Below are 11654 nucleotides of genomic sequence, written 5' to 3'. Positions count from 1 at the left end.
TCAAGGCCCCCTCACCATCGGTGAGGGGGCCTTGACCTTGCGTGCGCCGCCAGGGACTCGAACCCCGGACCCGCTGATTAAGAGTCAGCTGCTCTAACCAACTGAGCTAGCGGCGCCTGCTGACAGAGAGAACTCTACCTGACGCGAAGACGTGCTCCTGACCAATAACGGTCGCCTCCGGCCTGTCGGATGGTCGTATCAGTCCTTCGATCCGTCAAAATGCCATTTATCGGGACAGTTGCCACACGGGCGCCCCGAACGGCGGTCGAAAGATCTTTGACGAGTGTGGAGGGGATCGCATGAGCGTGCCGGTCTTCGAGGAGTTCGAACCGGCGGCCGACTGCGCCTGCCCGGGCTGCGCCCGGCAGCGGCGCGACCTCGCCCTCGGCCTGCCGGTCCGGGCGGGCGGCCACCCGGCGGCCCACGGCGCCCGCCGCGTCCTGGTCCTGGTGACGGCGGCGGGCGTGGTCCTGGGCAGCGGCGGGACCGACGCGGCGGCCGCCCTCTTCCGCGCGCCGGACGCGCCGGTGGACACGCCGGGGGACACGCCAGGGGACACGCCGGGGGAGAGGGCCGCCCAGGTGGAACCGGCGGACGCGGCGGACGTGACGGACGCGGTGCCGCCCGACACGCCGCAGGGCGGGCGGGGGCCGCTGCACGGCGCGCCCGGCCCCGCTCCCGGGCCCGGTCCGACGGCCACCCCGGCGGCGGGCCAGGCCGCGACCGAGGCGCTGCGGCCGACGACCCGCGCCGAGATCATCGGCCGCGCCGAGCTGTGGGTCGCCGCGCGGGTCCCGTACTCCATGGAGAAGTACTGGACGGACGGCTACCGCCAGGACTGCTCCGGCTACATCTCCATGGCCTGGAACCTGCGCAACAACGAGTGGACCGGCAGCCTCGACCGCTTCGGCGAGAAGATCGGCCGCGCCGACCTCCAGCCCGGCGACATCCTGCTCTTCCACAACCCGGCCGACCCGACCCGGGGCTCGCACGTCACGGTCTTCGGCGGCTGGACCGACCCCACGCACACCTCCTACACGGCGTACGAGCAGACCAGGCCGCGCGCGCGGAAGAAGACGACGCCGATGGCGTACTGGGAGAACTCCGACCGGTACGTGGCCTACCGCTACAAGGGCGTGGTGAGCGCCGGTGCCGGGGGCGGGGAGGCGTCCACGGTGCCGGCGTTCCCCGGCGCGGCGAAGTTCGGGCCGGGCAAGAAGAACGCGCACGTCACCCGGCTCGGACAGCTGCTCGTCGCGCGCGGCGCCAAGAAGTTCTACGCCGTGGGGCCCGACCCGCGGTGGACCGGGGCGGACCGGCGGGCGACCCGGGCGTTCCAGCGGGCGCAGGGGTGGCGGGGCAAGGAGGCGGACGGCCTGCCCGGGCCCCACACATGGAAGCTGCTCGTGACCGGCAAGGGCCGGAGCATCGGCGGTTCGAGTGGTTCGGGCGGGTCGAGCGCGCATGCGACGCCCTTTCCCGGGCGTGGCTACTTCCGTAAGGGCCAATCCAACGCATATGTGGAGAAGCTGGGCAAACAACTGGTGAAGCGGGGCTTCGGCAAGCACTACCTGTCGGGACCCGGTCCGCGCTGGACGGAGGCGGACCGCCGCAACGTCGAGGCGTTCCAGCGGGCACAGGGCTGGCGCGGCGGAGCGGCCGACGGCCACCCGGGCCCGGAGACCTGGCGGCGCTTGTTCCGATGACCCCGAGAGCATGAGGTGGACCCGAATGACGGCATCGACCCCGAACCCCGCCGACTCCGGTGCGGCGGCCTCACGTGACGCGGCCCGCACGGCGAGACGCCTGACGGACGGCACCCTCCCCCGCACGTCCCCACCCCCGACGAACCCGCCCCGCACACCACCGGGCGACCGCCCGACAGCGGTGGCCGCCGCTCCGGCGGCCCCGGTGGCCGATGCCACTGCGGCTGATGCTCCTGTGCTTCAGCCGGTCGGTGCTCCGGCGGCCCCGACGCCCGACGTCCCGGCGGTCCCGGTGACCAGCGCCCCGGCGGCCGAGGCTCCTGCGGCTCCGGTGACCGGCATCCCGTCGGGCTTGACGGTCGGCACTCCGGCGAGCCCGGTGACCGCTGCGCCGAAGACCGAGAAGGCTCCGGAGACGACGACCCCGTCGGCTTCGGTGACCGTGGCTCCGGCGGCTCCGGCAGCTCCGGCAGCTCCGGTGGCTCCGGTGGCTCCGGCGGTGGACGCTCCGGCCGCCCCCGCCCACGCCCTGGCGGCGACCGCCCCGACCGTCCCGGCGGCGGGACGCCCGGACGGTTCCGTCCCCGGTACGAAGTCGGACCCGGCTTCCGTATCCGGTACGGAGCCGGGCGAGCCGGGGACGGACTCCGGCACCGGCGCCGGCCCCGCGGACAAGCCCTCCGCCCCCGCCGCGCAGGTGGCGACCGCCCCCGCGCCCGAGGCCCCGGCCCCCGCCGCGCAGGGCGAGACCACGCCCACGCGGCCCGCCGCCGCCCCGGCGCCCGAGTCCCCGGCCCCCACCGCGCCGGGAACGCGCGCCGAGAAGCCGACCCGGACCCCCTCGCCGGGGGCCCCCGAAGCCACCCCGGCGAAGGCCCCCGAACCCACCCCGGCGAAGGCGTCCACGCAGGGCGGCACGTCCCCGGCTGCGCCCACCCCGGCCGCTCCGACCGGCCCGGCGGCACCCGCCCCGACCACCCCGGCCCTCCCGTTCCGGCCTGCCGCCACCCCGTCCCGCCCCGCCGCCGTGACGGCCGGGCCCGTGACGGCCCGGCCCGCGCCGACGATCCCGCAGGACGACCTGCCCACCCCCCAGCCCCCCGCAGGGACCACCGCTCCCGACTTCGGGCGGATCAAGGGCGCCCGCGTCGCCGTCGTCGCCCTGCCCGTCGCCGGGGTCGTGCGGGTGGCGCGGCGGAAGAACGTGATCGGGACCGAGACCACCGGCTCCATCCCCGTGCACCTGCTCTTCCGGGACGAGCCGGAGACCGCCGCCGCCCCCCGCGCCAAGGACGACGGCGGACCCGACACCATCGCCATGTCCGCGCCCGTCTCCCCGGACAGGGCCCGCACGCCCGGCATCCCGGGCCCGTCGAAGTTCCTGGCCCCGGGCCGTACCGACCGGGCGGCCGAGCCCCCGGCCCGTACGGCGGCGGCGAAGAGCAGGGCCCGGCACGCGGCCCCGCCCCCCTCCTCCCGTCCGGCCCCCACCGCCGACCCCGCGCTCGTCGAGCGGCCCGGGGCGGTGCTGCCCGGATGGGTCGGGGTGGTCGGCGGGGCCCTGGCGCTCGTCTGGTGCGCGGTGGTCGTGTGGTGGACGGGCGCGGTGCCCGACGAGGCGGCGCGGATGCTGCGGCTCCCGGTCCGCCCGTACTACGGCGTCCACCTCGGCCAGTGGGCCCTGCTCGCCCTCGGCGTCGTGGCCGTCCTCTTCGCGCTCGGCGGCCTCGGCCGGGGCCGGGTCGGGTACGCCTGGGTCCTGACGCTGTTCGGGGACTACCGCGGCACGGTCCGCCGCACCGGTCTGATCTGGGTCAGCCCGCTGCTGCTGCGCCGCCGGGTGGACGTGCGGCTCCGGCACTGGCGCAGCGAGCCGCTGCCGGCCGTGGACGCGCGGGGCACGGCGCTCGACGTGGTCGTCCTGGTGGTCTGGCGGGTGCGGGACACGGTCCGCGCGTCGCTCGGGGTCGACGGCCACGAGGAGTACCTGCGGGAGCAGGTGGAGGCGGCGATGGCCCGGGTGCTCTCGCAGCTCCCGGCGGACGCGTTCCACGAGGACGCCCCGACGCTCCGGGACGCGGAGGCGGTCGGCGAGGCCCTGACGCGGATGCTGTCGGCGGAGTGCGCGCCGGTCGGCCTGGACGTCTTCTCGGCGCAGCCGACGCGGATCGAGTACGCCCCCGAGGTCGCGACGGCGATGCGGCGCAGCCGGATCGCGGCGCTCGACGCGAAGCACCGGGACAGCGTCCTGACGTCGATCGTGGACGCGGTGGACGACGTGGTCCACCGGCTGACCAGTCGTGGTCTGGTCGAGCTGGACGACTACGAGCGCAAGTCGCTGGTCAAGGACCTGACGGTGGCGTTCTACACGGGAAGGCCGTCTTCCGCCGAGGGGGCCTGAGGGGATGGACAGGGCCAAGTTCGGTCCATACCTTGTTACTTGGTCCAGACCAAAATGCGTCATCGCCGTACGGCAAAGAACAGGGAAACACCCGCACCACCCGCACCATCCGTACCACCCGCACGCGTGCAGCACGACCCGACGGAACTCCCCCACGTTCTCCTGGAGCGACAGCATGCGCAAGAAATCGATAGGCGCGACGGTGGTGGCGCTCGGCGTCGCCGGCGTCACCCTCCTCGGCACCGGCAGCGCCGGCAGCCACGGCTACACCGACTCGCCGATCAGCCGCCAGAAGCTCTGTGCCAACGGCACCGTGACCAACTGCGGCAACATCCAGTGGGAGCCGCAGTCGGTCGAGGGGCTCAAGGGCTTCCCGGCCGCCGGGCCCGCCGACGGGAAGATCTGTGCCGGCGGGAACGGCCCGTTCGCCCAGCTCGACGACCCGCGCGGCGGCAACTGGCCGGCGACGAGCGTCACGGCGGGTCAGAACTACAGCTTCCGCTGGCAGTTCACGGCCCGTCACCGCACCACCGACTTCAAGTACTACATCACCAAGAACGGATGGAACCCGAGCCAGCCGCTCACCCGGGCCGCCCTCGACCCCCAGCCGTTCCTGACCGTCCCCTACAACAACCAGCAGCCGCCGGCGACCCTCTCGCACTCCGGGAACCTCCCGGCGGGCAAGACGGGCCGTCACCTCATCCTGGCGGTGTGGACGGTCGCGGACACCGCGAACGCCTTCTACGCCTGCTCGGACGTGAAGTTCTGACGCTCCGGCGGTCGTAGTCCGGACCCACGGGGAGCACGGCCTCCGCGCTCCCCGTGGATCCGGCACGTCCGGGCGCCACCCCGGGCCCGGGGCGCGAGCCGCACCCCGGTCCCGGTCTCACTCCTGCCCGGAGGCGGGCCCAGCCACGCTCCGGAGGCGGGCCCAGCCCCACCCCGTCCCGCAGGCAGGCCCAGCCTCACCCCGGTCCCGGAGGTGGGCCCAGCCCCACCCCCTCCCCGCCCTCCAGCCCCATGGCCCCGCCCCCGCCGCCGGGCCTACCGTGGGCGCCCATGGAACCCCGTACGCCCTGGCAGGCGCTCACCCGGCCCCGCTTCCTCCTCGGCCCCTGGCCGTGGCGGGCCGCCGCCTACCTGGCCACCGGCGCGCTCGCCGGGGCCGCCGCCGGCCTCGTCCTCCTCGTCCTCGGGGTCTTCTCGCTGTTCCTCGTCGGGCTGCCGCCGCTCCTGCTCTCCGGCCCGGCCCTCGGCGCGCTCGAACGGTTCCGCCTCCGGCTCGTGGACCGGGACCCGGCCCCCGACCCGCACCGCGTCCCCGCCGTACCCGGCCTCGCGGCCTGGCTCCGGCTGCGGGCGGGGGAGCCGGCGACCTGGCGGGAGCTCGCGTACGCCCTGCTGCTCGCCACCGTCCTGTGGCCGCTCGACCTGGTCGTCCTCGCCGTCGGCGCCGGCCTGCCCCTGGCCCTGCTGAGCGCCCCCGTCCAGCTCGCCGCCGACGGCCACGAGGCCAAGATCGTCAAGGCGTACCTGGTCACCACCTGGCCCGGGGCCTTCGCCACCGCCCTCCTCGGCGCCGTGCTCCTCGTCGCCCTCGCGTATCCGCTCGCCGCCGTCGCCGGGGCCCGCGCCGCGCTCGCCCGCGCCCTGCTCGCCCCGCGCGACGCCCCGGCGGCCGGGATCGGCGAGGTCATCGCCTCCCGGGCCCGGCTCGTCGACGCCTTCGAGGCCGAGCGGCGCCGCATCGAGCGCGACCTCCACGACGGCGCCCAGCAGCGCCTGGTCGCCCTCACCATGACCCTCGGCCTCGCCCGCCTCGACGCCCCGCCGGGACCGCTCGCCGACCAGCTCGCGAAGGCCCACGCGGAGGCCGGGCAGGTCCTGACCGAGCTGCGCGAGCTGATCCACGGCATCCATCCGCAGGTCCTCGCCGACTACGGCCTCGGCCCCGCCCTCGCCGACACCGCCGACCGCTCGGCCGTCCCCGTGGACACCGACGTCGAGCTGCCCCGGCTGCCCCGGGCCGTGGAGAGCGCCGGCTACTTCGCGGGCTGCGAGGCGCTCGCCAACGTCGGCCGGCACAGCGGCGCCCGCCGGGCCCGGATCACCGCCCGGCACGCGCACGGCGTGCTGCGGCTCGACGTCGAGGACGACGGGCGCGGCGGGGCGGACCCGGCCCGGGGGAGCGGCCTCACCGGGCTCGCCGACCGCATCGCCGTCCTCGATGGCACACTCACGATCACGAGCCCGCCGGGCGGGCCGACCCTCCTCCGAGTGGAGATCCCTTGTCCCGCACCGCAGCAGACCGCCCCCGCCGGCTCCGCGTCGTCCTCGCCGAGGACGGCGTCCTCCTCCGGGAGGGGCTGATCGGGCTCCTGGCCCGCTTCGGCCACGAGGTCGTCGCCGCCGTCGGGGACGCCGACGCCCTGCGCGCGGCGGTCGCCGCCCACGATCCCGACGTCGTCGTGACCGACGTGCGGATGCCGCCCGGCTTCCGGGACGAGGGGCTGCGCGCGGCGGTCGCGCTCCGCGCCGAGCGGCCCGGCCTGCCGGTCCTCGTCCTCAGCCAGTACGTGCAGCGCAGCTACGCCGCCGACCTCCTCGACACGGGCGACGGCACCGGCGTCGGCTACCTCCTGAAGGACCGGGTCGGGCAGGTCGAGGAGTTCCTGGACGCGCTGACCCGGGTCGCGGACGGCGGCACGGTCGTCGACCCCGAGGTGGTGCGGCAGCTCCTGCGGCGCCACCGGGACCCGCTGGAGGCGCTGACCCCGCGCGAGCGCGAGGTCCTGGGCCTGGTCGCGGAGGGGCACTCGAACGGGGCGGTCGCCCGCCGGCTCGTGGTGACCGAGGCGGCCGTCGGCAAGCACATCGGCAACATCCTGGCCAAGCTGGACCTGCCCCCGGCCGAGGACACCCACCGGCGCGTCCTCGCCGTCCTGACCTATCTGAAGGCGTGACGGGGCACGGCAAGAAGGCCCCCCGCTTCCGCGAGGGGCCTTCTCCGTCCGTGCGCCGCCAGGGACTCGAACCCCGGACCCGCTGATTAAGAGTCAGCTGCTCTAACCAACTGAGCTAGCGGCGCCTGCTGACAGAGAAAATACTACCCGGTCCCGCCGGGTGCTCGTGACCGCCGCTCCGGCGGCCCCGCCGACCGCCCCCGGGAGCGGTGTCAGATGGCCAGTGAGAGGACCACCGGGGCGGCCCTGCGGTTGAGCGTGTCGGCCGCCGCGCGCAGCCGGTGGGCGTGCTCGATCGGCAGGGAGAGCGCCAGACAGCCCACGGACGCGCCCGCCGTCAGCGGCACGGCGGCGCAGACCGTGCCCACCGCGTACTCCTGGAGGTCGAGCACGGGGACGGTGGCCGGCTGGCTGTCGAGCTTGGAGAAGAGGATCCGCTCGCTGGTGATCGTCCGGGAGGTCAGCCGGGCGATCTTGTGGCGGGAGAGGTGGTCGCGCCGCCCGTTCTGGTCGAGCTGGGTGAGCAGGCACTTGCCGACGGCGCTGGCGTGCGCCGCCGAGCGGAAGTCCACCCACTCGTTCACCTTGGGCGTGCGCGGGCCGTCGGCGAACTGGGTGATCTTGACCTCGCCGTCGATGTACCGGCTGATGTAGACGGCCGCGCCGACGGAGTCGCGCAGCTCGGTCAGGGTCTCCTGGAGCTTGGCCTCCAGGGCCTCGCGGCGGGTCACGCCGGAGCCGAGGAGGACCAGGGAGTCCCCGACGACATAGGCGCCGTCGGCGACCTGCTCGACGTATCCCTCGCGGCGGAGCATGAGGAGCAGCGAGGAGAGGTGGGCGACGGGGAGACCGGTCTCCCGGGCGATCTGGGTGTCCGTCACTCCGCCGCCGTGCCGTGAGACCGTCTCCAGGACGCGCAGGGCGTACTGCACCGAGTGGAACGGCGCGGTGGGCTCGGGCTTCAGCGCCACGGTTTCCCCCTACCAGGTTGTGACCGCAAGCTTTCGTACCACGATAACCGCCAAGGACCGTTTACGGGGCGGCTGTTGGCGAGAATGATGCGGAGGGCCCGGGCCCCCATCTGGGACGCGCCACTCTGGCATATGCCACCGTCACGCGTTTTCCGCAGATCCTCAGGTCAGGGGCGTGCGCCCCCGTGCTCGCGCATGCGTTCGGGCCGCCCCGGCCGGAAGATTTTCCGCGGGGAAGCGGACGCCGGACGACCCCTCCCGGTGGCCGAGAACGTACGGAAGGGGGGTGGCGGGAACGTGTCGCCGCCTCCGGGGCGCGCACGGGAGCGCGCGGAGGGGCGTACGAAGGGGCGCGCGAGAGGGCGGGCGGGAGGTGCGCGAAGGGGCGCGCGGAGGAGTGCGCGAAAGGCGGCACGGGGGAATGCGTGGAAGGGCCACGGAATAAACGGAGACCCCCTCCTGTTCTTCCTCCCGTACATCCGCACGCCATGCGTCCGCACGTCTGCCGAGGAGGGTCCCGACGGTGACCGACACCATTCGAGGAGAGGCACGGGGCACCGCGCCCGTACCGCTGTCCGTACTGGACCTGGTGACCGTCGGCAGCGGGCGGACCGCGTCCCAGGCCCTCGCCACCAGCGTCGAGCTGTCCCGGCTGGCCGAGCGGCGCGGCTTCCACCGGCACTGGGTGGCCGAGCACCACTCCATGCCCGGGGTCGCCTCCTCCTCCCCGGCGGTCATCCTCGCCCACCTCGCCGCCCACACCCGGCGCATCCGGCTCGGCTCGGGCGGCGTCATGCTGCCCAACCACGCCCCGCTCGTCGTCGCCGAGCAGTTCGGCACCCTGGAGGCCCTCGCCCCGGGCCGGGTCGACCTCGGTCTCGGGCGCGCCCCCGGCACCGACGGCGCCACGGCCGCCGCCCTGCGCCGCACCGACCGGCTGAACGAGGGAGCCGACGACTTCCCCGAGCAGCTCGCGGAGCTGACCCGGTTCCTGGACGACGACTTCCCGGACGGGCACCCGTACGCCCGCATCCACGCCGTGCCCGGTCCGGTGCAGGGGCCGAAGGGGCGTCCGCCGATCTGGCTGCTCGGCTCCTCCGGCTTCAGCGCGCGGCTCGCCGGCGTGCTCGGGCTGCCCTTCGCCTTCGCCCACCACTTCTCGGCCAGGAACACGATCCCGGCGCTCGACCTCTACCGGGACTCCTTCCGCCCCTCGGAGGCGCTCGACGCCCCGTACGCCCTGATCGGCGTCTCGGCGCTCGCCGCCGACGAGGCGGCGCAGGCCCACCGCCAGGTCCTCTCCGGGGCGCTCGCCATGCTGCGGCTGCGCACCGGCCGGCCCGGCCTGGTGCCGACGCCGGAGGAGGCGGAGGCGTACGCCTTCGGCCCGGCCGAGCGGGAGTTCGTGGACGGCTGGCTCGCGAACATCGTGTACGGCACCCCGGACGAGGTCCGCACGGGCCTGGACGACCTGCGGAAGCGGACGGGCGCCGACGAGCTGATGATCACGGCCAACGCGCACGGCGGGGAGGCGCGGCTGCGGAGCTACGAACTGATCGCCGACGCGTACGGGATGCCGGAGCTCGCCGAGTAGCCGGAGCCCGCCGACCGGACCGCGCTTTCCGTTCCGGGACGGAGGCCGCCGGGTAAAACCCGGATTTCCGAGGCCGGTTGGTTCATCGTCGAACGAACCCCGGGCCTTCCCTAAAGGAACCTTAAACCGCTCGTCACCGATGGTGGCGGGCGGTTCCGTTTTGTGCTGCACGTCTCTGACAAGGGCTTTCTTCCGTCAATTGGTCTAGTCCTCAATCTGGTTCAGACCATTGACTCACCGTTCACGCGGCGGTTATCACTGCTCCAGCTCCTGTACGGCACCACCCAGTACCCCCATCCGGAGGCCGCACGTGCACCCCCGTAAGTCATTGATCGCCGCGCTCCTGAGCTCGGCCCTCGCCGCCGGCGCGCTCGCGGCGACCGCCGGACTCGGCTCCGCCCAGGCGGCCCCCACCTCGACCACCGCCTCCACCGGCAACGTGCGCATCGCGTACTACGACCAGTGGAGCGTCTACGGCAACGCGTTCTACCCCAAGCACCTCGACACGCGGGGCATCGCGAGCCAGCTGGACGTCATCAACTACTCGTTCGGCAACATCCACCCCACCAACCTCACCTGTTTCCAGGCCAACAAGGCCGCGGGTGACGACAACAACCCCAACGCGGGTGACGGTGCGGGCGACTCGTACGCCGACTACCAGAAGTCCTTCAGCGCGGCGGACAGCGTCGACGGCGTCGCCGACAAGTGGGACCAGCCGATCGTGGGCGTCTTCAACCAGTTCAAGGAGCTGAAGGCGAAGTACCCCCACCTGAAGATCAACATCTCGCTGGGCGGCTGGACCTACTCCAAGTACTTCCACGACGCGGCGAAGACGGACGCGAGCCGCAAGAAGCTCGTCTCCTCCTGCATCGACCAGTACCTCAAGGGCAACCTGCCGGTCGAGGGCGGCTACGGCGGCGCGGGCACGGCGGCCGGCATCTTCGACGGCATCGACATCGACTGGGAGTACCCGGGCTCCTCCGGCGGCCACCTGGGCAACCACTACGGCCCCGAGGACAAGCAGAACTTCACCCTCCTGCTCGCCGAGTTCCGCAAGCAGCTCAACGAGTACGGCGCGGCCAACGGCGGCAAGAAGTACCTCCTGACCGCGGCCCTCCCGGCCGGCCAGGACAAGATCAAGTACATCGAGACGGACAAGATCGGCGCGTACCTCGACTACGCGAACATCATGACGTACGACATGCACGGCGCCTGGGACGGCGACGGGCCGACGTACCACCAGTCCCCGCTGTACCCCTCCCCGAACGACCCGACCGACGTGATCGCGCCGGGCACCGAGAAGTACAGCATCGACGCGGCCATCGACTCCTGGATCGACGGCAACCCGACCTACGGGATCGCGGGCGGCTTCCCCGCCGGCAAGCTGACCCTGGGCTACGAGTTCTACTACCGCGGCTGGAAGGGCGTCCCGGCCGGGACCACCAACGGCCTCGCGCAGACCGCCACCGGCGGCTCCGGCGCCCGCCCGCTCAGCCAGCAGGCCGGCATCGCGCACTACAAGGAGCTCGGCGGCATCGTCGACAACCCGTCGACCACCTTCTGGGACGACAAGTCGAAGTCCTCGTACTTCTACAAGGACGGCGAGTTCTTCACCGGCCTCGACCAGAAGTCCATCCAGGCCCGGGTGGACTACGGCAAGCAGCGCGGCCTGGCCGGCGCGATGATGTACTCCCTGCTCGGCCTGGACAACAACGCCACGCTCCTGAAGCAGATCAACACCGCGCTCGGCGGCACCACCACCGAGCCGACCACCCCGCCGACGACGCCTCCCACGACGCCGCCGACCACCCCGCCCACCACGCCGCCGACGACCCCGCCGGCCACCGGCTGCGGCTCGGTCCCGGCGTACGCGGCCGGCACGGTCTACAACGCGGGCAACGAGGTCTCCCACAACGGCCGCAAGTACAAGGCCAAGTGGTGGACCCAGAACGAGGTCCCCGGCACCACCGGCGAGTGGGGCGTCTGGCAGGACCTCGGCGCCTGCTGAACGCCTGACCC

General features: G+C 73.8%; 9 protein-coding genes and 2 tRNA genes. 7 read left to right on the top strand and 4 right to left on the bottom strand.

Annotated elements, in window-relative coordinates; translation table 11 throughout:
• Positions 1 to 42: 42 nt before the first annotated feature.
• Positions 43 to 116: transfer RNA gene (locus tag ACWGSR_RS13980), tRNA-Lys, on the bottom strand.
• Positions 117 to 299: 183 nt separating this feature from the next.
• Between ACWGSR_RS13980 and ACWGSR_RS13975 the strand changes: the two genes are divergently transcribed.
• Positions 300 to 1706 carry a peptidoglycan-binding protein gene (locus ACWGSR_RS13975; RefSeq protein ID WP_453566370.1) on the top strand — a complete coding sequence of 469 codons (1407 nt, stop codon included), beginning with the start codon at positions 300 to 302 and terminating at the stop codon, positions 1704 to 1706.
• Between the two features lie 240 nt (positions 1707 to 1946).
• Here the strand turns inward: ACWGSR_RS13975 and ACWGSR_RS13970 are convergent, their stop codons facing one another.
• Positions 1947 to 2072 (bottom strand): hypothetical protein, encoded by a 126-nt coding sequence (locus ACWGSR_RS13970; RefSeq protein ID WP_453566368.1) that lies wholly within the window; start codon positions 2070 to 2072, stop codon positions 1947 to 1949.
• Positions 2073 to 2193: 121 nt separating this feature from the next.
• Here ACWGSR_RS13970 and ACWGSR_RS13965 point away from each other — a divergent pair, with 121 nt between their 5' ends.
• The 4 genes from ACWGSR_RS13965 (at position 2194) to ACWGSR_RS13950 (ending at position 7070) form a co-directional block, all read left to right on the top strand.
• Entirely contained in the window at positions 2194 to 4107 is a 1914-nt protein-coding gene (locus ACWGSR_RS13965; protein ID WP_453566366.1) for an SPFH domain-containing protein, read from the top strand.
• Between the two features lie 175 nt (positions 4108 to 4282).
• Positions 4283 to 4876: a lytic polysaccharide monooxygenase auxiliary activity family 9 protein gene (locus ACWGSR_RS13960; protein WP_366374977.1), complete on the top strand. Its 594-nt coding sequence runs from the start codon at positions 4283 to 4285 to the stop codon at positions 4874 to 4876.
• A gap of 290 nt (positions 4877 to 5166) precedes the next feature.
• On the top strand, positions 5167 to 6477 hold the full coding sequence (locus ACWGSR_RS13955; RefSeq protein ID WP_453566364.1) for a sensor histidine kinase: 1311 nt from the start codon (positions 5167 to 5169) through the stop codon (positions 6475 to 6477).
• Positions 6396 to 7070 (top strand): response regulator, encoded by a 675-nt coding sequence (locus ACWGSR_RS13950; protein WP_376231489.1) that lies wholly within the window; start codon positions 6396 to 6398, stop codon positions 7068 to 7070. Before ACWGSR_RS13955 ends, ACWGSR_RS13950 begins: the two co-directional genes overlap by 82 nt.
• A 51-nt stretch (positions 7071 to 7121) precedes the next feature.
• On the opposite strand, the gene ACWGSR_RS13945 is transcribed toward ACWGSR_RS13950, so the two are convergent.
• Positions 7122 to 7195, bottom strand: a tRNA-Lys gene (locus tag ACWGSR_RS13945).
• Positions 7196 to 7282: 87 nt separating this feature from the next.
• Positions 7283 to 8041: an IclR family transcriptional regulator gene (locus ACWGSR_RS13940; protein ID WP_376231490.1), complete on the bottom strand. Its 759-nt coding sequence runs from the start codon at positions 8039 to 8041 to the stop codon at positions 7283 to 7285.
• Between the two features lie 523 nt (positions 8042 to 8564).
• On the opposite strand from ACWGSR_RS13940, the gene ACWGSR_RS13935 reads away from it, so the two are divergent.
• Positions 8565 to 9635: an LLM class flavin-dependent oxidoreductase gene (locus ACWGSR_RS13935; RefSeq protein ID WP_376231492.1), complete on the top strand. Its 1071-nt coding sequence runs from the start codon at positions 8565 to 8567 to the stop codon at positions 9633 to 9635.
• A gap of 310 nt (positions 9636 to 9945) precedes the next feature.
• Positions 9946 to 11643, top strand: a complete 1698-nt coding sequence (locus ACWGSR_RS13930) for a glycosyl hydrolase family 18 protein (RefSeq protein WP_376231494.1) — start codon at positions 9946 to 9948, stop codon at positions 11641 to 11643.
• Positions 11644 to 11654: the final 11 nt, after the last annotated feature.

Source organism: Streptomyces sp. NPDC055632 (genome assembly GCF_053618675.1).
The sequence above is the reverse complement of the archived record's forward strand: the minus strand, read 5'-3'. Positions and strand labels throughout refer to the sequence as shown.